This is a genomic window from Aeromonas sp. Y293-4, from assembly GCF_027705905.1.
Lineage (GTDB): Bacteria > Pseudomonadota > Gammaproteobacteria > Enterobacterales > Aeromonadaceae > Aeromonas > Aeromonas veronii.
This window is the reverse complement of sequence record NZ_JAPDCI010000002.1, coordinates 81,468-100,143: the sequence shown is the minus strand read 5'-3', so window position 1 is coordinate 100,143 and position 18,676 is coordinate 81,468. Positions and strand designations below refer to the sequence as shown.

Below are 18,676 nucleotides of genomic sequence, written 5' to 3'. Positions count from 1 at the left end.
ATTTCGATGATGTTTTTATGACGACGAACTGCGGCGACAGGCGCTGACCGAGCCGGTTGGCTCTGGGGTGGCAAAAGGGGGGACGAAAGCTCTGCCGCCTTGTCAGCCGGAATGTGATCGCTACACTGCGCCCCTTTATTGGCAAGCAGGAGTAAACAAGATGATGCGTGCATGGATCCTCTCTCTGTCGCTGGGGCTGCTCTCGGCAGGGGCACAGGCCAGCCTGTTGAAAACCGACTGCAACCTCGACAAGGCCCTCAAAAACGAAGCGGTGAATGCCACTCTGGGGGTCAAGGGCAACTGTGATACCAGCAAGCTGGTGAAGCAGGAGAAAGAGAAGGTGAAAGCTGAGGTGCAAAAAGGCCGCAACGACCTGCTGGGCGAGAAGCGTGCCGACCTCAAGGAGAGCGGCAACGGTATGCAGCAGAAGATGGACAAGGCAAACCAGCAGCTGCACAAGGCGGAGCAGGATGCCAAGACCATCGCTCGCGATCCGCTCAAGGCTGCGGCGACCGCCGTACTGGATAAGTAGTAAGCAGACCGGGCCCAAGCCCGTGTGACCGGCCACAGACCGGCAGCAAAAAGGGGAGCCATGGCTCCCCTTCTGTCTATCCGTTATCCGCAAAGGATCAGGCGTCAGCTGCTTCCTCGTACTGACGGAACGGGATGCGGAACACCGCCAGACGCAGGAACAGATAGGTTGCGCCGAGGCCAGCCCAGATCAGGCCCAGCTCCAGCGAGCTCTGCTCCAGGTTGATCCAGAGAGCACCTATGGTGGCGGCGCCGAGCAGCGGCATCAACAGGTAGATGACGTGATCCTTGAGGGTCTTGTTGCGCTTCTCGCGCACCCAGAACTGACCGATCACCGACAGGTTGACGAAGCTGAACGCCACCAGTGCGCCGAAGTTGACCAGCGCCAGTGCGGTATCCAGATCAAACGACACGGCGGAGAGGGCCAGACCGCCCACCATCAGCACGTTGATAGCCGGAGTACGATATTTCGGGTGGATGTAGCCAAACACCCGCTCCGGGATCATGCGGTCACGCCCCATCACGTAGAGGATGCGCGACACACCGGCGTGAGCCGCCATGCCGGAGGCCAGTACCGCGACCGTGGTGCAGACCAGCACCACGGACTGGAAGAAGGTGCCGCCAACGTAGAGGGCGATCTCCGGCAGTACCGCATCCGGATGCTGGAAGCGGGCGAGGCTCGGGAAATAGAGCTGCAGGCAGTAGGAGACCACCACGAAGATGATGCCGCCGATAAGGGCAGTCAGCACGATCGCCTTGGGGATCACCTTGCCAGCGTTCGGAGTCTCTTCGGAGAGGGAGCTCAGACCGTCAAAGCCCAGGAACGAGAAGCAGAGAATGGTCGCACCGGTAAAGAGCGGTACCAGCTGTGCTGACTCGAAGTGGAACGGACGGCTGCTCATCAGGGTGCCAGCCCCTTCACCGTGGTAGATGCCCCACGCCATCAGGCCGATAAAGAGGGTGATGATGGCCAGCTGGATCACCACGATCAGACCGTTGAAGTTGGCCACCAGATTGATGCCACGCAGGTTCAGGAAGGTCATCACTGTCACCAGACCGAAGATGAACACCCAGGGCTCGACGCCCGGGAACATGGCGGTCAGGTAGATCTTGGCCAGCAGGATGTTGATCATCGGCATGAACATGTAGTCGAGCAGGGATGACCAGCCGACCATGAAACCGACGTAGGGGTTGAACACCTTCTGGGCATAGGTATAGGCAGAGCCCGCAGAGGGGAACTTGCGTACCAGATGTCCGTAGCTGAGAGCGGTGAGCAGGATGCCACCCAGAGCCAGCAGATAGGCGGTGGCGACCCTGCCGTCGGTGATGTCACCGACGATGGCGAAGGTGTCGAAGACAGCCATGGGGGTCAGATAGGCCAGACCCATCACAATCACTTGTGTCAGGGTAAGGGTCTTGAGCAGCTTGGCGTTTTGCGATGCCATTACGCTTTCTCCTCAATCAGTGCCGCAGCACGTGCTTGCAACGAGCGCAGGGATACGATGGATTCGCAAGCCTGTACATCAAGGGCGCCGGGGAGGCGCATACCGGGCTGTACCGGCAGGAAAGCATTAAAACGCCCCATTGTTATCCTCTCAACGTCGGGAGATTGTTTGGCAATCTCGAATATCACTTCCGGAAACGTTCCGGCCTCTTGTGGTGGGTTTGTACTGCACTTCAAAAATACAAAAACCGATGTCGCAGTGAACATCGGTCCTTTATTGGCGGCGTATTGTGCATTCGGTCAGCCCCCTTGACAAGCAAAAAAGGGCGGATTAACGCATTTTTTTTGCATACGCACGGGGCAGGTAAGTGGTCACTCGCCCCCTGCAGCCGTCCCCGAGCCGCTCCCCCTTTTTCGGGGGGGAAGAGAACACTGTCATGGCGTATGAAAAATCGGCAAATCGGGTCTGCAGGGTGCATAGCGCCTCAACATTGATCCTGATCATATTTGGCGGCGTTCCCCTGGGATCAAGTCCAGCGAGCTTATCGGCTGGCGGGGGATGGGAGGGGGTGAAGTGGAAAAAGAGAGGTTGCATATCCATTCACATTAATGACTGAGGATAGAAGGCAACGCGGCTTGAGCCATGGCCCGGCGAGCAGCCCGGCTGGGTAGTTATTTGAAATCAGTCACACTTCCTGCAGAAACCGCATTTCTGGCAACCCGTGCAGCTGGCAACCAGAGCATCGCAAAAACAACAAGGAGCCCGCAGGCTCCTTGTTCTCTATCGGGGAGAGGGGCGCCAGTAGTTACTGGGCGATCTCCACCTTGTCGGCAGTATGCAGCGGGATGCGGAACACGGTGAGGCGCAGGAACAGGTAGATGGCCCCCAGCGCCGCCCAGATCAGCCCCAGCTCGAAGGAGGAGGGCTCGAGGTTGAGCCACAGTACCCCGATGCAGGCGGCGCCACAGAGCGGCAGCAGCAGGTACATCAGGTGGTCCTTGAGACACTTGTTGCGACCCAGCTTCACATAGAAGTGGGCAATTACCGCCAGGTTGACGAAGGTGAAGGCCACCAGGGCGCCGAAGTTGATCAGCGCCAGCGCCATCTCCAGATCCAGCGACACCGCAGAGAGGGCCAGCAGGCCGACCAGCAGCACGTTGAACGCCGGGGTCTGCCACTTCGGATGGATGTAGCCGAAGAAGCGGGCGGGCAGGGCGCGATCACGACCCATCACGTAGAGCAGGCGCGATACACCGGCGTGGGAGGCGAGCCCGGAGGCCAGCACCGCCACAGTAGTGCAGACCAGCACCACCGCCTGGAACAGCTTGCCGCCGACATAGAGGGCGATCTCCGGCAATACCGCATCTGGATGCTGGAAGCGGGAGATGTCCGGGAAGTAGAGTTGCAGGAAGTAGGAGGTGGTGACAAACAGCACGCCGCCGATCAATGCCGTCAGCACGATGGCGCGGGGGATCACCCGATCCGCGTCCGGGGTCTCTTCCGACAGGGTACTGATGGCGTCAAAACCGAGGAACGACAGACAGAGGATGGAGGCCCCCATCAGCAGCGGTGACACCTGGATCTGCTCGGAGAAGAATGGACGGCTGCTGGCCACGGTACCCAGCCCTTCACCGTTGTGAACGCCCCAGGCGATCAGTCCGATGAAGATGGCGATGATGCTGAACTGCATTACCACGATCAGGCTGTTGAAGTTGGCCACTAGCTTGATGCCGCGCAGGTTGAGGGCGGTCATCACCGTCGCCAGACCGAAGATATAGGTCCAGGGCTCTACGTTCGGGAAGAGGGCTTCCAGATAGATCTTTGCCAGCAGCATGTTGATCATCGGCATGAACATGTAGTCGAGCAGGGAGGTCCAGCCCACCATAAAGCCGACATAGGGGTGAAACACCTTCTGGGCATAGGTATAGGCAGAGCCGGCTGACGGGAACTTGCGCACCAGATGGCCGTAGCTCAGGGCAGTGAACAGCATGCCGATGAGGGCAAACAGGTAGGCGGTCGGCACATGGCCTTCGGTGATCTCGGTAACGATGCCGAAGGTGTCGAACACTGCCATGGGGGTGAGGTACGCCAGTCCCATAACCACGACCTGCCACAGTTTGAGGGTCTTTTTCAGACCAACCTGCTGGGCCGCCATTATGCATGTTCCTCATGCAGTGCCAGAGTGGCACGGTCCATCAACGAAACCGGGAGAGAGGCCCGGGAATCAAGGGCGCCAGGGCGGCGCACACCGGCCATGGCCGGTTGGAAAGCATTGAGATGCCCCATGTTGTTCCTCACTAGACTTGGTGTCGGGAGACTGCTGCCAATCTCGCTATCTTTTCCGGGGGTGATCCGGCCTCGTTTATGGGTTTGTTCACTGTCTAAAAAAGAACCGATGCCATTGTTTTACATCGGTTCTTTCAGTGGCGGCGCATTGTGCATTTGCAGGGCCCCCTTGACAAGAAAAAAAGGGGGCAAAATTGCATTTATTTGCACAGGTAAGTGGTCACTTTCCTGCTGGTCAGGCCAGCACGGCCTCCAGTGATTTTTCAAGGAGTTGCAGCCCCTCGTCAATCACTGCCGCAGGGGCTGTCAGGGGGGCGAGAAAACGGATGACATTTGCACGCACCCCGCATGAGAGCAGGACCAGACCGCGTTTGCCCGCCTCGGCCACCAGACGTTTGGTGAGGTCGGGATCGGGCTGGCTGGCATCACGGCGTTTCACCAGCTCCATGGCCACCATGGCACCGGGGCCGCGAATTTGACCTATGCAGTCAAAACGCTCGGCTATGCGTTCCAGCCCCGCCTTGATCTGCTCCCCCTGATCCAGCGCTTTCTGGTTGAGTTTCTCCTCGTCGATCACCTGCAATACCGCCAGCGCGGCGGCGCAGGCAATGGGGGATCCCGCATAGGTGCCACCCAGTCCACCCGGTTTGGCCGCGTTCATGATCTCCGCCTTGCCCACCACGGCTGATAGGGGGAAGCCACCCGCCAGACTCTTGGCCAGGGTCATGATGTCCGGCTCGATGCCGGCATACTCGGTGGCGAAGGTCTTGCCGGTGCGGCAGAAACCGCTCTGGATCTCGTCGCAGATGAGCAAAATACCGTGCTGATCGCAGACGCTGCGCAGCTTCTGCATAAAGCTTGGGGAGGCGGGATAGAAGCCACCTTCCCCCTGTACCGGCTCGATAATGATGGCGGCCACTCTGCTTGGCTCGATATCGGCACTGAAACAGAGCTCGAGGGCGTGCAGGGCATCCTCTTCACTTACCCCGAGATAATCGGCGGGGAAGGGGATGTGGTAGACCTCGCCCGGGAAGGGGCCAAAGCCGGTCTTGTAGGGCACTACCTTGCCGGTGAGCGCCATTCCCATCATGGTGCGACCGTGAAAGCCCCCCTTGAAGGCGATGGTGCCGCTGCGACCGGTGTGGGCGCGGGCAATCTTGATGGCGTTCTCGACCGCCTCGGCGCCGGTGGAGAGAAACAGGGTGCGTTTCGGCGTCGGGCCGGGCACCAGGGCGTTGAGCTTCTCGGCAAGCTCGATATAGCCGGGGTAGGGGGTGACCTGAAAGCAGGTGTGGCTGAATTTTTCCAGCTGATCGCGCACCGCCATCACCACTTTGGGGTGGTTGTGACCGGTGTTGAGCACGGCGATGCCGGAGGCAAAGTCGATGTAGCGGTTGCCCTCCACATCCCACAACTCGGCATTTTGCGCACGGTCGATGAAGACCGGCAGCAGGGTGCCAACGCCGTTGACCACGGCCGCTTCGCGGCGCGCTTGCCACGCCTTGTTTGATTCTGACTGACTCATCTTTCCTCCCTGAGGGGCCGCAGCCCCCGATATTCCCTGAAAATGTGGCAGGCGTTGTGGCGCCCATCACCGCCGATCAGCCCATCGGGCCAGATCGGCGGCGCCTTGTTTCTCTGTTGCTGCCCTAGCGAATGGCGCCAAAGCAGAGGTATTTGGTCTCCAGATACTCCTCCAGTCCCTCGGCTGCCCCTTCCCGGCCCAGCCCCGACTCCTTGATGCCGCCAAAGGGGGCCAGCTCGGTTGAGATGATCCCCTCGTTGATGCCGACCATGCCGTACTCCAGCTGTTCGGCGACGCGCCACACCCGGGCGATATCGCGGCCATAGAAGTAGGCAGCCAGGCCATAAGGGGTGTCGTTGGCAATGGCGATGGCCTCGGCTTCCGTCTCGAAGCGCACCAGCGGGGCGACTGGGCCGAAGATCTCCTCCTGCAGGATGGGGTTGGTTTTATCCACCTTGCCCAGAATGGTGGGGCGGTAGAAGAGGGGACCAGCGGGGTGAGCTTCGCCCCCCAGTAGCGCTTCGGCACCGGCGGCGACCGATTGCTGCACCAGTTCGGCGACCTTGCTGGCGGCGGCCGGGTTGATGAGCGGGCCGATCTGGGTGCCCTCACTCATGCCATCCCCCACCTTGAAGGCGGCAACGGCGGCAGTCAGCTTCTCGGCGAAGGCGTCATAGACGCTGGCCTGCACCAGAATGCGGTTGGCGCAGACGCAGGTCTGCCCGGCGTTGCGGTATTTGGAGGCGAGCGCCCCTGCCACCGCGGCGTCGAGGTCGGCGTCGTCAAAGACGATAAAGGGGGCGTTGCCACCCAGCTCCAGCGACAGCTTCTTCATGGTGTCGGCGCACTGGCGCATCAGCAGTTTGCCGATGCGGGTGGAGCCGGTGAAGGAGAGCTTGCGCACCACCGGATTGCTGCACAGCTCGTTGCCCACCGCGCTCGCCTGATGGCTGGTGACGATATTGATGACACCGGCGGGAATGCCCGCCTGCTCGGCAAGCAGCGCCAGTGCCAGCGCGCAGAGCGGGGTCTCGGCGGCGGGCTTGATGACGATGGTGCAACCCGCTGCCAGCGCCGGGCCCGCTTTGCGGGTGATCATGGCAATGGGGAAGTTCCACGGCGTGATGGCGGCGACCACACCCACCGGCTGCTTGATGGTGGCCAACCGGCGATCGCCGCTAAAGCCCGGGATGGTGCGGCCATAGGCGCGCTTGCCCTCCTCGGCGAACCACTGGATAAAGCTGGCGCCGTAAGCCACCTCGCCTTTTGCTTCCGCCAGCGGTTTGCCCTGCTCGCAGGTCATGATGCGGGCCAGTTCATCGCTGTGGGCGGTGATGGCGGCAAACCAGGCGTAGAGCTTGTTGCTGCGCTCCTTGGCGGTCAGCGCCGCCCAGGCGGGTTGCGCCGCGTGGGCGGCCGCGATGGCGCGGCGGGTATCCTCGGCATCCATGTCGGGTACCTGGGTAATCACGGCCCCGCTGGCGGGGTTGGTGACCTCGAAGGTGCGGCCGCTGGCGGCCTCGCACCACTGTCCATCTATATAGGCGCGGGATGTGATCAAGCTGGAGTGGGATGTTGTTCCTGACATGAGAAGCCTCGAGTGTGGGTCAGAGCAGCTGGTTGCCGGAGTGAGCCGACCCTTCCTGCGCCGCTGCCGTATAAAATAATAAGCACAGGAAGACCATAATTTGAGCTGAAATGTTTTTCAAGTGTTAAATATATTTGAATTGCTGGGGGGCGCCATGCTAGAAAATGGGCTGTGTAGCGCGCTTTCTCCGGTTCGCTTGCAGGCTGTAAGTGGGCAAACGACCGGCAGATGGTAAATCAGGTGTGCAAAATAATGAACGGCTGTGCTGTGTAACATAGTGAACGGCAAGGGAACGCTGGTCGGCTATTTTAGCCAGCAGGGTAAACAGGCTGCGCCTGATCCGATGCGATCACGCGCAAGCAGGAGAGGCTGATGATGCAAGGATGCAGACATAGCGCAGCAGGGGGCCTTTCATGAGCGGGCCACAGAGTCGGGAGGGCGTGGCTCGACCGTTGAGTGCGGCTGACGCCGGGGCGAGCACCATGGGGGAACGGCTGGCGGCGGTACGCCATCAGCTGGGGCTCTCCCAGCGGCGGGCGGCCGAGTTGAGCGGCCTGACCCACGGCGCCATCTGCATGATCGAGCAGGACAAGGTGAGCCCCTCGGTCGCTTCCCTGCAAAAGCTGCTCACCATCTACGGCCTGCCGCTGTCGCGCTTCTTCGCCGAGGAGGAGAGCCGCACTCCGGAGGTGGTGATCAAGGCTGATCAGCTGATCGAGCTGGGCAGCCAGGGGGTCTCCCTCAAGCTGGTGCACAACGGCAACAACCGCCGCCAGCTTGGCTTTATGCTGGAGACCTATCCCCCCGGCACCGACACCGGCGGTCAGGTGACCCATCAGGGGGAAGAGGTCGGCACCGTGCTGGAGGGGTCGGTGATCCTGACGGTGGCGGGCCAGAGTTATCAGCTGGAGGCGGGCGACAGCTATGTGATCGACACCGGCGAGCCCCACAGCTTCAGCAATCCGTCGGGGGAGACCTGTCGCATCGTCAGCGCCCACACCCCGGCTAGCTTTTAATCCTGACAGTAGTTTGGCAACCGAACCGGTAAGGAAACAGGGATCATGACCGAACATGTAAACAGTTACTACGCAGCCAGCGCCAATAAACACGCGCCCTATCCGACATTGACCGAGCAGCTGGAGTGCGATGTCTGCGTCATCGGGGCGGGCTATACCGGCCTCTCCAGCGCCCTGCATCTGGTAGAGAAGGGCTACAAGGTGGTGGTGCTGGAAGCAGCACGAGTCGGCTTTGGCGCCAGCGGCCGCAACGGCGGCCAGATCGTCAACTCCTACAGCCGCGACATCGACACCATAGAAGCGAACTGCCCGCCGGATCAGGCCAGGCTGCTCGGTTCCATGTTGTTTGAGGGGGGACAGATCATCCGCGAGCGGATCAAGCGCTACAACATCCAGTGCGATCTGCAGGAGGGGGGGGTCTTTGCCGCCGAGACCGAGAAGCAGCTGCACGAGCTCAAATCCCAATACGCCCGCTGGCAGAAGTGGGGCAACGAGCAGCTGGAGCTGCTCGATGCCAAGGGGGTGCGCGAGGTGGTCGCGAGCGATCGCTACGTCGGCGCCCTGCTCGACAAGAGCGGCGGCCATATTCACCCCCTCAATCTGGCGTTGGGGGAGGCGGAGGCGATCCGCATCCAGGGCGGGCAGATCTTCGAACAATCCGCCGTCACCAGCATCACCCCGGGGCAGCCAGCCTTGGTCAAGACCGCCAAGGGGGCGGTGAAGGCGCGCTTTGTGGTGGTGGCGGGCAATGCCTACCTCGGCAATCTGGTGCCGGAACTGGCCAGCAAGAGCATGCCCTGCGGTACCCAGGTGATCGCCACCGAGGTGCTGGGAGAGGAGCGGGCCCGTTCACTGCTGCCGCAGAACTACTGTCTGGAGGATTGCAACTACCTGCTCGACTACTACCGTACCTCCGGCGATCACCGGCTGCTCTATGGCGGCGGCGTTGTCTATGGCGCGCGGGATCCGGCGGATATCGAGCGGCTGATCATCCCCAAGATGCTGAAAACCTTCCCGCAACTGGCCGACGTCAAGGTGGAGTACACCTGGACCGGCAACTTCCTGCTCACCCTGTCGCGGCTGCCACAGTTTGGTCGCATCGGCCCCAACATCTACTACATGCAGGGCTACAGCGGCCACGGCGTCACCTGTACCCATCTGGCGGGCAAGCTGCTCTCCGAGGTGCTGAGCGGTCAGGCGGAGCGCTTCGATGCATTCGCCAAACTGCCGCACTACCCCTTCCCGGGTGGCCGCCTGTTCCGCATCCCCTTTACCGCCGCGGGCGCTGCCTGGTACACCCTGCGCGATCGGTTGGGGGTATAAGAGCCGCTCTGCGAGAAATGTGGGCTGGTGGCTGCCGCTTAGATAACGCTGACGCCAGCACCAATACCGGAAACAACAAGGCCACCGCGAGGGTGGCCTTGTTTATCACGCAGCAGCGCGCTGATTAGCTGTAGAAGGCTTCAACGGTGCCCTTGAGCTTGATCAGGATGGGCTGACCACGGCGATCCAGCGCCTTGGGGGAGGGGATCTTCACCCAACCTTCGCTGATGCAGTACTCCTCGACATCGGTGCGCTCTTTGCCGTTCAGGCGAATACCGATCGGGTGCTCGAAGCAGGCGGCCACATAGTGAGGGCTGCGGGGATTGCAGGAGAGGTGATCCGGCAGAGCCGGTTTGGTGCTGGTATCGCTCATCGATATAACCCGAAATGAATAAAAAGTGGGTCATTGTAGAGAATGCCGCCATGGCATTCAAGGCGGCCACAAAACAGGCAAAGCGTGCTCGCCATCGCTATGGGCGACCCGCTTATCCTCGTTGCCAATGCATCACCAGCTCGGGGCGACCGCTATGCTCGCACAACTGCTGCTCACCCTCTTTGAAACCGTTGCGGGAATAGAAGCGCCGCGCCTGCTCATTTTCGGCATAGACCGTCAACTCGAGCCGGTCATATTGGGCTTTGAGGTGTTCGAGCAATTGGCGACCCAACCCGTGTGCTTGGTGATCTGGGGAGATAAACAGGGCGGCAACAGACCCCTGATACCAGGAGATAAAGCCCAGCAGCTGGCCATCCTCCTCATAGACCCAGCTCTGGCTGGCGGGCAGATAACTATCGCGCATCGCTGCCTGTTGCTCACGCCAAAAGGTGGCGGGAATAAAGTCGTGGGCTTGTACCGATGCCTGATACCAGAGCTCGACGGCGGCATCCAGATCGGTTGTTAATAATGGGCGGATCATAGTTGCCTTAATAACAAAGGGTGGAAGTAACGCAGGCTCGATAAGCGCAGCGTAATCGGGCATTCGCGGTAGCGAGAGGGGGGAGAGTTCTGCTCCACTCCCGGTTCGCCACCTTGGCCAAAATGGCAAGGCTGTGATTTATGCAATCCCTGTTACCGTATAGTGTCGCTCGACATTGACGGTAATTTCACCCCAGCGGGAGGATTTGACTCTGGCCTGATGGGCTTGAAAAACAGCCTCATCAACAAACTCTTCGTATACATCGAATCGGCAGGGATTGAGAGGGTCTTGAGTCACCTTAAAGATTAGGCAGCCTGTTTCAGCACGAGTGAGCTGGATATGGTTATCAAGCTCATCCTTGACCGCAGCCAAATCGTTGGGGGGAACGATAATAAATCCTTTTAATATTGCGTGGCTCATTAATTATTCCTGATTTCGCATGTTATTGATTTATCGCTGTCAATCTTTAATATCAACGTTAAACAATAGCTGTGATATGTCTTGAGGCGAAATGGATTTATCTAATATCCCATTTGAACGTCTAATTTCTAAGCACAGATTGGTGAATGCTAAAATTTCTTGTTCTGTTTGCAGGGTGCCACCTAAGCGTAAGAATTTAGCAAGATTATGAATTACGGTTGGCTCACCATAAATACAAATGCGAGATTTTGCATCTGCTAGTTGAGATAGTGCATCTCTGATTTCTTTTGAGTCATTTTTTCTCTGTGCAACAGCGATTCTTGAAATTGAATTCAAAAAATCTGCATAAGATTTGTTCTGTAGTTCAGAAAGATGCATTGATCTTTGATTTCTTCTGCCAAGAGCTGCTTGAATTATTGCACCGATTATTACTCCACATAAACCGATAAGTGGGACGATGAAAATATAATCTCCCAAAACCACCTCCATTAATAAAAATACTGTTATGAATATATTTTGTAAAAAATGCCGCCGCCCCTGGCTTGCTGCTTTTAACCCATGTTCTGCGGATAACTCCCTTCTGACAGCGAATGCTCATGGCGTAGATCCGTAAGAGGCTTTGTGCCGCGCTTCCATGATACCGATTGAAGCCGGTGGTGGAAGGGCAGAGGGGCGATAATCAGTGCCGGATCAATAAATTAAAACAACTTGGGTGGTAGAAACGACAAGGCACCCGAGGTCGGAGGCCTTGTGGTAGGGCCATCACTGGTGAGGCTGGGCAGGGTAATGCCGATTAGGGCAGATCCAGGGTAAAGCGGGCGCCGCCGAGGGGGGATTCATCGACCCGGATCTGGCCGCCGTAGCTGTGGACGATTTCGGTCACCACCGCCAGACCTATGCCCTGACCGGGTGAACTGTCTGCCCGCACGCCGCGCTGGAAGATCTGCTCCGATTTGGCCGGATCGATTCCCGGGCCATCATCTTCCACTTCGATGCGCAGCCGCTCGAGATGGCGGCGCACCGTCACCTTCACTTCGCTGATGGCAAACTTGCAGGCGTTGTCGAGCAGGTTGCCCATCAGCTCCATCAGGTCGCCCTGTTCGCCGTGGAAGAGGGCGTCATCATCGAACTTGAAGTGGGTTTGCAGCTTCTTGTGGCGATAGACCTTGGTCAGGCTGGCCAGCAGTTTTTCAATCAGCGGCACCGGCTCGGTGCCCTTGCTGGCAAGGCGCTGGCGGCCGGTCACGGCCCGTCTGAGCTGATACTGGATCATCTGATCCATGGTGAGGATCTGCTCGTTGATGTTGTCGTGGATCTCCCGCCCCAGCTTCACTTCGCGGGTGGTGATCTGGATCAGCGCCAGCCGGGTTTTAAGGCTGTGGGCGAGATCGTTGAGGGCGTGCTGGTAGCGCTGTGTCTGCTGGCGTTCGTTTTCCAGCAGCTGGTTGATGGAGTCGGTCAGCGGGGCCAGCTCCCGCTCAAAATCGCTCGAGAGGTCATCGCGCTTGCCGGCCCGAATATCGTCGATCTGACGGGCGATGGTGCGCAGGGAGCTGAGGCTCCAGAAGGTGGTGAGCAGCAGCAGCCCGGCCAGCAGCATATAGGCGAGCAGCGCCTGTTTGGCGGTCTGGTAGAGGTAGGTGCGGGACTCTTCGTGGTAGCGTTTGGCCGAGTCGATCATCACCACGTAGTAGGCGGTGGTGCCGCTGCCGGGATTGCGGATAAACCGCAGGCTGTAGACGAAGTAGCTCTCGCCGTTCTTGATGGTGTGCTTCTTGAAGAAGTAGTCGAGATCCATCCCCCCCAGATACTTCATCAGGTCGCCGCAAATGGTCTGTTTGGCCTTGATCACCTCCGGCATATGGAGGCTCGACCAGACCAGATCGCCATCGGCGCGGCAGATCAGGGTATCGAGGTTGCGATCCCCCGCACCACGGGATATCCGCCCCAGCTCGACGTTCGATCCCTTGTCATCCGGTTCGGTGGAGGAAAACAACTTGGCCAGGTTCTCCTGCATCCGGGCGCTGGCCTTCTGGGTCTGCTCCTCGACATGGCCAAGATAGAGGGCGTAGACGGCAAACCCCATGATCAGCGCGATGACCAGCAGCGAGCTGAGCAGCAGTTTGATGTGCAGTGAGCTGCGGATCATCTTGATGGGGCGCGGCAGATGAAACTGCATCAGTTACAGGAGAGGTTGAAGATGTAACCCTGACGCCGGATGGTGGAGATGGGTTGAATCTTCCCTTCCGGATCCAGCTTCTTGCGCAGGCGGCTCACCATTACCTCGATGGTGTTGGGGTCCCCTTCGCCATCGCCGTAGAGCTGGTCGAGCAGTTGCTGCTTGGAGACCACCTGACGGGCGTTGCGCATCAGGTACTCCAGAATGAGGTATTCAAAGCTGGTGAGCACCGCCACTTCTCCGGCGATGGTCAGCTCCTTGCGGGAGAGATCCAGCTCGTAATCACCGGCCTTCACTTTGGGCGAGATAAAACCGGCGCTGCGGCGCACCAGCGCATTGAGTCGGGCCAGCAGCTCATCTTTCTGGAACGGTTTGACCAGATAGTCATCAGCACCTGCTTCCAGTCCTTCGACCTTGTCCTGCCAGTTGCCACGGGCGGTCAGCACAATGATGGGGAAGGGGATCTGCCGTTCGCGCAGTTGCCGGATCAGTTGCAGGCCGTCCATATCGGGCAGACCGAGGTCGATGATGGCCACATCAATGGGATAGTCGGCGGCGTAGTGCAGTGCAATCCCGGCCTGGTCGGTGCTGTAGACCTGATTGTCGGCTTCGGTCAGCAGAGAGGAGAGGTGGTGATTGAGCAGCTTGTCGTCTTCGACCAACAGAATTTTCATGATGTGAGCGGTCATAGGGATCCAGGCTGTCAATTAGAAAGTGTATGTCGCTTCGAGTCAATTCGAATCCTAATGCATCCCGGCTGTATCGGGACTGAATCAGCGGGACTTCAGAGTTCGCGTCAACTGGTCGTTTAACCATGGTCCGGGTTGTCGATGGCATGCTGGTCGGCAGCCATGCTGCGAAAGGTTTGATGTGATGAGAGAGATGGCCGGGAGGCTGCTGGCGCGACTGCAACAGCGTGAGCGCAGCGACCTCCTCTATATTGTCTGGCTCTGCTGGGGGGCAGCCTTGCTGCTCTACGTGCTGGGGTTGCCCTGTTTTCTGTGGCCAGTGGCGCCGATGCCGCTGGTTCTGCTTGTGTGGTTGGTGGAGAGAGTACGGATGTTTGGAAGAAACAAAGGTGGTGCGGCTACTGGGTCGGCCGGCGCCACCGTGATTGCAGCCGGTGCCCGCTTCAAGGGCGAGTTGCAGGTTGAGGGGGATCTGGAGGTGCGCGGTCAGATCAATGGCACCATCCAGCTCATCGGTGGTGTGCTGCGCATCATGCAGGGTGGTAGCGTTGAGGGGGAGGTGAGTGCTCCCCACGTGATCATCAATGGTCTGCTGGAAGGCACCTGTACCTCCGCCGAGGTGGAGATCCTGGAGAGCGGCAAGATGCAGGGGATCTTCAAGGGGGGCAGTCTCTCCATCTGCAAGGGCGGCAACTTTGTTGGCCAGTCCCAGCCCACCGTGGCCGGCAAGGCCGATCCCGTGTTGCAAGCCTTGTCTGAAAACAGTTCGTCTGGGAGCAAGCAGCCGGAGAGCAAGAACAATGTGAAAAAGCTGCCGCACGAGCCGAAAGGCAAGCCGACCGAGGAGCTGGCCAAGCAGGCGTGATGCCGTTTGCCAGTAGTGCAGATGACGGTTGTTCAGGAAAACAGAGAGGGGGCCACGATGGCCCCCTCTGCATTTCCCCGTTACCCGTTAGCTGCGGCGTGGCGGCAGCATATTGGTGAGGGTGTTGTCTTTGAGAATATGGTGGTGATAGAGGGCCGCCACCGTGTGCAGGCCGATCAGGGCGTAACCGATATTACCCAGCGTCTCGTGTACCTCCTTGATCAGCCCCTTGAGGTCTGGACTTGGGGAGAGCAGGGCAGGCAGCTCAAGCCCGAAGAAGGGGATGGGCTTGCCCGCGGCGCTCAGCAGCAGCCAGCCAAACAGCGGGGTGAGAATCAGAAAACCGTAGAGGGCGAGGTGGGCCAGTTTTGCCAGCTTGTGCATGAGCGGGGAGAGCTCGGGCACGATACGCGGCGTCGGGCTCATCCAGCGCAGGGCCAGTCTGACAAAGACCAGGGCGAAGATAAGCAGCCCCAGCATAAAGTGCCACTCCTTCATCAGATCCCGGCCAGGGTCCCCTTTGGGGAAAATATCGCGAAATTCGATCAGGGCGTAGACGGCGATCATGGCCCACAGGGTCAGCCAGTGCAGCCCGATATTCAGGGTGCCATAACGTTGTTCACTGTTCATCAGCATAGGTTTGTTCCTTCGAAGTGCTGTCACATCCGTGTGGCATCCCCGCACTCAAGCGTGTCGGGGCGAGGCCAGATCCTTTGGCGGCAACAGGCTGGCTGCCATGCTTGCCATCAACCGGCAGCCTGCGGCTGACCTCAGTCAGAGAGGAGATGCCCTCTGCTGTGTGCATGGTATCACTGGCAACCGGGTGGATAGTCTGATCAATGCCACACAATTTACAGGCTCATTAAGCCCCTTGTGACGTGAAGAAGGCGTGAAATAGCATCCGTGATGTCGGCCTGCCAAGGTTCAGGCGGGCTCGATGGCCAGCACCACGCAATCCGGCTCGCTGATGCGAAAACGGACGTTGCAGTCAAACAGCCGCACCCCGTACTCCTTCTCATCGGGCTTGCCCTTCTTGTAGGCCGGGCGCGGATCTTGCGCCAGCACTTCGCTCACCAGCTGGCGCAGCTCGGGGTGAGCCTTGAGCCAGGGTTGCAACTGCTGCTCGGCCTCGGCAGTGAAGCTCACCGCCAGCGGCGGGGTGGGGGCGTCGGGGGCAAAACCACCACGGGCATCCGGCAGGCTGTCGGCATAGGGAATATAGGGTTTGATATCGACGATGGGGGTGCCATCGAGCAGATCCACCGCCCCCAGCTCCAGCCACAGCTTGCCACGCTCACGGCCGATCCCGTACAGCTCGACCACCGAGAGACCTAGCGGATTGGGGCGGAAGGTGGAGCGAGTGGCAAAGACGCCGACCCGCTCGTTGCCGCCAAGGCGCGGCGGACGCACCGTCGGATGCCAGCCCTGCGCCATGGTCTGGTGAAAGACGAAGCTGAGCCACAGATGGGAGAACTGCTCGATGCCGCGCAGCACATCCGGCTGATCGTAAGGGGGGAGCAGCTCGAGGCGGGCGCGGGCCGATTTGACCAGTCCGGGCTGGCGGGGGATGGCGAACTTCTCCTTGTAGGGAGAGCGGATGATCCCGAGGGTGTCGATTTCGAACTTCATGGCGGATCCTGACTGAAAACCCCGGCAATTTAGCACAGACAGCCCCAAAACGCAGGCTTGGCCTCGATACGCCCTTTTCTGCGGCGCTGCCGTGATCCCTGTCCCATCCCGGCCAGTCGGGGGCTGTGCCCGCGCACCAAGTTGCGTAGGGTGGAGGCAACAGGCGTGTCAGGATGAAATGTGCGCACTCGCGCCGAAGGGGGAGGGAGAGGGATGAAACTGCTGATTATCGGTGGCACCGGCTTTTTGGGGCGTCACCTCACCGCGCTGGCGCTGGATTGGGGCCATGAAGTGACTCTGTTCAATCGCGGCCTGCACCAGCATCCAGACTGGCGCGATCTGGTGCAGCTCACCGGCGACAGGGACAAGAGCCTGAGCGCCCTGCAAGGGGCCGGGTTGCAGTGGGATCTCGTCATCGATACCTGCTGCTATCGCCCCGAGCAGGCTGCGAGCCTCTCGGCAGCTTTGCTCGGGTGCTGCGCGCGGCTGATCTTTATCTCCACCATCAGCGTCTATCGCGATTTCTCAATGCCCGGGATGGATGAGTCGGCGCCGCTGCATGCTATCCCCGAAGGTGAAATGCCCACTGACTATGGCCCGCTCAAGGTGTTGTGCGAGCAGGAGTATCGCGCCCGCTGGGGTGAGCGGCTTTGCATCCTGCGCCCGGGCGTGTTGTGCGGCCCCCATGATCCTACCGGGCGCATGGCCTGGTGGATTAAGCGGGTGCAGCAGGGCGGGCCCTGGTTGCTGCCGGGCAGTGGCGAGGATCGCTTGCAGTATCTCGATGTGCGCGACTGTGCCGAGTTTGTGTTGCGTGCGGCCGAGCAGCAGCTATCGGGCATCTTCAACCTGCTCAAACCCGGCATTACCCTCTGCGACTGGCTGGAGCGGTTGAGCGCCCGGTTGCAGCCCGCCCGCCCCATCCAGCCCGAGTGGTTGCCCTGGTCCACCCTGATGGCAGCCGGAATCGAGCCCTGGCAGAGCTATCCCACCCTGCTGCCCTGCGCGCAGGCGGAGTTTGCCGGTTACGGCTCTATAAGCGCCGAGGCGGCCATCGTCCACGGGTTGAACTTCCGGCCGCTGGAGGAGACCGCCGCCGACCTTGCCAATTGGCTGGCCATCGAGCCTGCCGCCGGGGTAGCGGCGAATGCCATGACTCAGGCCGAGGAGACCTCGCTGCGGCAGCAGTTGCTGGAGCCCAGTCTGCAATAGGAGAGGGGGCATCGAGCCGCTGCTGCCGAAAATTGCTGCGATAGCGCGAACACAACGAGAGAGGGCATCCCGCGGGATGCCCTATCTGTCTATCCATGTCTGATGGTTGCCGAATACAGGCTGACGCGATTCCCCATCACATCGCTGTCGCTCACCGAGTTAGCGAATGGCGGCCCCCGCGGCTATCAGCAGCTCTTTCAAGATGGTGCGATGGCAGCGGGACTCCTGCTCGCAGTAGCAACCGACCGACAGATTGGTGGTGTGGAAGAGGGCGGCCAGCAGCGCCAGATCGTGCCTGGCGGCAGGTTGCGCCATCTCGGCCTTGTACTGTTTGCCAAACGCCGCCCACTGGGCGGGTGTCTCGGCTGCCTGCCCCAGCTTCATGGTATCGCTGCTGGGAGCAAGGTTGGGAAACCAGACGTCATACCAGTTCTGGCTGGCAAATTCGCTCTTGGGTACGCCGCGGGGCGGGCGGCGCACCGTGCCGATCCGCAGCCCCTCATCGGGCAGGCGCGGGCTGCCAAGGCGAACGATGGCGAGGGCCATGACAGCGAGTTACTTCTCTTCGGCCACTTTCAGCGCCTGCCCGTAGCAGATCACCTGTTTCAGGCAGCCCGGGGTGTCGCTGAATTCGGCGCATTTGTCGATGGTGACGCCGTTGCCGCCCATGTCGGCTGCGCGGCGGCGGGCCAGGGTGCGCGCTTCACCGGCGTTGGGCACCGGCTGGTTGGCATCGGCCTGGCAGGATTCACCCTCGATGGTGCCGAGGTAGAGGTAGTTGAGGTCAGCCAGCTCATCCTGTTCATAGATGCGCACGCTACCGGGTTTGAAGTATTCGTCGAAGTTCTCTTTATCCAGATTGCTGTTGAAGGCGTAGTTGGCACAGCCGGAGGCAATCAGGGGCATCATCAGGATCAGGCGTTTCATCGTCTCGTATCTTGTGTCGGTGATGAGGACAGTAGAAATGCGCAGGCGCTCCATGTCGGCATCTTGTTGAATAATGAGGGGGACATTATAGGGGCCAGCCGCCTGCGGCGACCAGCCCCGTTTTGCG

Annotated in this window: 20 protein-coding genes; 5 read left to right on the top strand and 15 right to left on the bottom strand. The window is 59.9% G+C overall.

Going from position 1 to position 18,676, the window contains the following annotated elements:
- Positions 1–160: 160 nt before the first annotated feature.
- Positions 161–532, top strand: coding sequence for a hypothetical protein (locus OKC31_RS02640; protein WP_139411105.1), 372 nt, complete (start codon positions 161–163; stop codon positions 530–532).
- 97 nt (positions 533–629) lie between these two features.
- On the opposite strand, the gene OKC31_RS02635 is transcribed toward OKC31_RS02640, so the two are convergent.
- The 5 genes from OKC31_RS02635 to OKC31_RS02615 all read right to left on the bottom strand — a co-directional run bounded on the left by OKC31_RS02635 (position 630) and on the right by OKC31_RS02615 (position 7,375).
- Positions 630–1,976, bottom strand: a complete 1,347-nt coding sequence (locus OKC31_RS02635) for an APC family permease (RefSeq protein ID WP_058057766.1) — start codon at positions 1,974–1,976, stop codon at positions 630–632.
- The gene (locus tag OKC31_RS02630) at positions 1,976–2,242 is read right to left on the bottom strand and encodes a hypothetical protein (protein ID WP_021230505.1); all 267 of its coding nucleotides are present in this window, start codon (positions 2,240–2,242) and stop codon (positions 1,976–1,978) included. Before OKC31_RS02630 ends, OKC31_RS02635 begins: the two co-directional genes overlap by 1 nt.
- A gap of 539 nt (positions 2,243–2,781) precedes the next feature.
- Positions 2,782–4,131 (bottom strand): APC family permease, encoded by a 1,350-nt coding sequence (locus tag OKC31_RS02625; RefSeq protein ID WP_236395563.1) that lies wholly within the window; start codon positions 4,129–4,131, stop codon positions 2,782–2,784.
- A 366-nt stretch (positions 4,132–4,497) separates the two neighbouring features.
- A complete protein-coding gene (gabT, locus tag OKC31_RS02620) occupies positions 4,498–5,787 on the bottom strand; it encodes a 4-aminobutyrate--2-oxoglutarate transaminase (RefSeq protein WP_194496464.1) in 1,290 nt (429 codons plus the stop codon).
- Between the two features lie 124 nt (positions 5,788–5,911).
- Positions 5,912–7,375, bottom strand: a complete 1,464-nt coding sequence (locus OKC31_RS02615; RefSeq protein WP_270656207.1) for an NAD-dependent succinate-semialdehyde dehydrogenase — start codon at positions 7,373–7,375, stop codon at positions 5,912–5,914.
- A 413-nt stretch (positions 7,376–7,788) separates the two neighbouring features.
- On the opposite strand from OKC31_RS02615, the gene puuR reads away from it, so the two are divergent.
- Positions 7,789–8,391, top strand: coding sequence for an HTH-type transcriptional regulator PuuR (gene puuR / locus OKC31_RS02610; RefSeq protein ID WP_270656205.1), 603 nt, complete (start codon positions 7,789–7,791; stop codon positions 8,389–8,391).
- Positions 8,392–8,436: 45 nt separating this feature from the next.
- Positions 8,437–9,714, top strand: a complete 1,278-nt coding sequence (locus tag OKC31_RS02605; RefSeq protein WP_270656204.1) for an NAD(P)/FAD-dependent oxidoreductase — start codon at positions 8,437–8,439, stop codon at positions 9,712–9,714.
- Between the two features lie 124 nt (positions 9,715–9,838).
- On the opposite strand, the gene OKC31_RS02600 is transcribed toward OKC31_RS02605, so the two are convergent.
- The 6 genes from OKC31_RS02600 to OKC31_RS02575 form a co-directional block, all read right to left on the bottom strand.
- Positions 9,839–10,087, bottom strand: a complete 249-nt coding sequence (locus OKC31_RS02600) for a DUF3297 family protein (RefSeq protein WP_005338226.1) — start codon at positions 10,085–10,087, stop codon at positions 9,839–9,841.
- A 112-nt stretch (positions 10,088–10,199) separates the two neighbouring features.
- On the bottom strand, positions 10,200–10,628 hold the full coding sequence (locus tag OKC31_RS02595) for an N-acetyltransferase (protein WP_270656202.1): 429 nt from the start codon (positions 10,626–10,628) through the stop codon (positions 10,200–10,202).
- Positions 10,629–10,766: 138 nt separating this feature from the next.
- The gene (locus OKC31_RS02590) at positions 10,767–11,048 is read right to left on the bottom strand and encodes a putative quinol monooxygenase (RefSeq protein ID WP_270656200.1); all 282 of its coding nucleotides are present in this window, start codon (positions 11,046–11,048) and stop codon (positions 10,767–10,769) included.
- A 39-nt stretch (positions 11,049–11,087) separates the two neighbouring features.
- Positions 11,088–11,525, bottom strand: a complete 438-nt coding sequence (locus OKC31_RS02585) for a hypothetical protein (RefSeq protein ID WP_218972497.1) — start codon at positions 11,523–11,525, stop codon at positions 11,088–11,090.
- 316 nt (positions 11,526–11,841) lie between these two features.
- Complete coding sequence (locus OKC31_RS02580) at positions 11,842–13,227, bottom strand: ATP-binding protein (protein WP_005338217.1); 1,386 nt, start codon at positions 13,225–13,227, stop codon at positions 11,842–11,844.
- Positions 13,227–13,901: a response regulator transcription factor gene (locus OKC31_RS02575; RefSeq protein ID WP_270656198.1), complete on the bottom strand. Its 675-nt coding sequence runs from the start codon at positions 13,899–13,901 to the stop codon at positions 13,227–13,229. The genes OKC31_RS02580 and OKC31_RS02575 overlap by 1 nt, the downstream gene beginning before the upstream one ends.
- Before the next feature lie 199 nt (positions 13,902–14,100).
- On the opposite strand from OKC31_RS02575, the gene OKC31_RS02570 reads away from it, so the two are divergent.
- Positions 14,101–14,781 carry a bactofilin family protein gene (locus OKC31_RS02570; protein WP_270656197.1) on the top strand — a complete coding sequence of 227 codons (681 nt, stop codon included), beginning with the start codon at positions 14,101–14,103 and terminating at the stop codon, positions 14,779–14,781.
- 87 nt (positions 14,782–14,868) lie between these two features.
- Here OKC31_RS02570 and OKC31_RS02565 read toward each other — a convergent pair whose 3' ends face one another.
- Both OKC31_RS02565 and tsaA read right to left on the bottom strand, forming a co-directional pair.
- Positions 14,869–15,417: a cytochrome b gene (locus OKC31_RS02565; protein WP_019445623.1), complete on the bottom strand. Its 549-nt coding sequence runs from the start codon at positions 15,415–15,417 to the stop codon at positions 14,869–14,871.
- 288 nt (positions 15,418–15,705) lie between these two features.
- A complete protein-coding gene (gene tsaA / locus OKC31_RS02560) occupies positions 15,706–16,410 on the bottom strand; it encodes a tRNA (N6-threonylcarbamoyladenosine(37)-N6)-methyltransferase TrmO (RefSeq protein ID WP_270656195.1) in 705 nt (234 codons plus the stop codon).
- Between the two features lie 213 nt (positions 16,411–16,623).
- Between tsaA and OKC31_RS02555 the strand changes: the two genes are divergently transcribed.
- Positions 16,624–17,622 carry an NAD-dependent epimerase/dehydratase family protein gene (locus OKC31_RS02555; protein ID WP_270656193.1) on the top strand — a complete coding sequence of 333 codons (999 nt, stop codon included), beginning with the start codon at positions 16,624–16,626 and terminating at the stop codon, positions 17,620–17,622.
- 159 nt (positions 17,623–17,781) lie between these two features.
- Here OKC31_RS02555 and OKC31_RS02550 read toward each other — a convergent pair whose 3' ends face one another.
- Together OKC31_RS02550 and rcsF are read right to left on the bottom strand one after the other, a co-directional pair.
- Positions 17,782–18,168 (bottom strand): DUF488 domain-containing protein, encoded by a 387-nt coding sequence (locus tag OKC31_RS02550; protein WP_270656192.1) that lies wholly within the window; start codon positions 18,166–18,168, stop codon positions 17,782–17,784.
- A 9-nt stretch (positions 18,169–18,177) separates the two neighbouring features.
- Positions 18,178–18,549 carry an Rcs stress response system protein RcsF gene (rcsF, locus tag OKC31_RS02545; RefSeq protein ID WP_013723982.1) on the bottom strand — a complete coding sequence of 124 codons (372 nt, stop codon included), beginning with the start codon at positions 18,547–18,549 and terminating at the stop codon, positions 18,178–18,180.
- Between the last annotated feature and the right edge of the window lie 127 nt (positions 18,550–18,676).

What these genes read in the sequence shown, in the direction of transcription:
- rcsF (WP_013723982.1), bottom strand. Translation starts at nt 18,549, where the DNA reads ATGAAACGCCTGATCCTGATGATGCCCCTGATTGCCTCCGGCTGTGCC.
- OKC31_RS02600 (WP_005338226.1), bottom strand. Translation starts at nt 10,087, where the DNA reads ATGAGCGATACCAGCACCAAACCGGCTCTGCCGGATCACCTCTCCTGC.
- OKC31_RS02635 (WP_058057766.1), bottom strand. Translation starts at nt 1,976, where the DNA reads ATGGCATCGCAAAACGCCAAGCTGCTCAAGACCCTTACCCTGACACAA.
- OKC31_RS02630 (WP_021230505.1), bottom strand. Translation starts at nt 2,242, where the DNA reads ATGTTCACTGCGACATCGGTTTTTGTATTTTTGAAGTGCAGTACAAAC.
- tsaA (WP_270656195.1), bottom strand. Translation starts at nt 16,410, where the DNA reads ATGAAGTTCGAAATCGACACCCTCGGGATCATCCGCTCTCCCTACAAG.
- puuR (WP_270656205.1), top strand. Translation starts at nt 7,789, where the DNA reads ATGAGCGGGCCACAGAGTCGGGAGGGCGTGGCTCGACCGTTGAGTGCG.
- OKC31_RS02565 (WP_019445623.1), bottom strand. Translation starts at nt 15,417, where the DNA reads ATGCTGATGAACAGTGAACAACGTTATGGCACCCTGAATATCGGGCTG.
- OKC31_RS02595 (WP_270656202.1), bottom strand. Translation starts at nt 10,628, where the DNA reads ATGATCCGCCCATTATTAACAACCGATCTGGATGCCGCCGTCGAGCTC.
- OKC31_RS02590 (WP_270656200.1), bottom strand. Translation starts at nt 11,048, where the DNA reads ATGAGCCACGCAATATTAAAAGGATTTATTATCGTTCCCCCCAACGAT.
- OKC31_RS02555 (WP_270656193.1), top strand. Translation starts at nt 16,624, where the DNA reads ATGAAACTGCTGATTATCGGTGGCACCGGCTTTTTGGGGCGTCACCTC.
- OKC31_RS02570 (WP_270656197.1), top strand. Translation starts at nt 14,101, where the DNA reads ATGAGAGAGATGGCCGGGAGGCTGCTGGCGCGACTGCAACAGCGTGAG.
- gabT (WP_194496464.1), bottom strand. Translation starts at nt 5,787, where the DNA reads ATGAGTCAGTCAGAATCAAACAAGGCGTGGCAAGCGCGCCGCGAAGCG.
- OKC31_RS02575 (WP_270656198.1), bottom strand. Translation starts at nt 13,901, where the DNA reads ATGAAAATTCTGTTGGTCGAAGACGACAAGCTGCTCAATCACCACCTC.
- OKC31_RS02640 (WP_139411105.1), top strand. Translation starts at nt 161, where the DNA reads ATGATGCGTGCATGGATCCTCTCTCTGTCGCTGGGGCTGCTCTCGGCA.
- OKC31_RS02550 (WP_270656192.1), bottom strand. Translation starts at nt 18,168, where the DNA reads ATGGCCCTCGCCATCGTTCGCCTTGGCAGCCCGCGCCTGCCCGATGAG.
- OKC31_RS02605 (WP_270656204.1), top strand. Translation starts at nt 8,437, where the DNA reads ATGACCGAACATGTAAACAGTTACTACGCAGCCAGCGCCAATAAACAC.
- OKC31_RS02580 (WP_005338217.1), bottom strand. Translation starts at nt 13,227, where the DNA reads ATGCAGTTTCATCTGCCGCGCCCCATCAAGATGATCCGCAGCTCACTG.
- OKC31_RS02625 (WP_236395563.1), bottom strand. Translation starts at nt 4,131, where the DNA reads ATGGCGGCCCAGCAGGTTGGTCTGAAAAAGACCCTCAAACTGTGGCAG.
- OKC31_RS02615 (WP_270656207.1), bottom strand. Translation starts at nt 7,375, where the DNA reads ATGTCAGGAACAACATCCCACTCCAGCTTGATCACATCCCGCGCCTAT.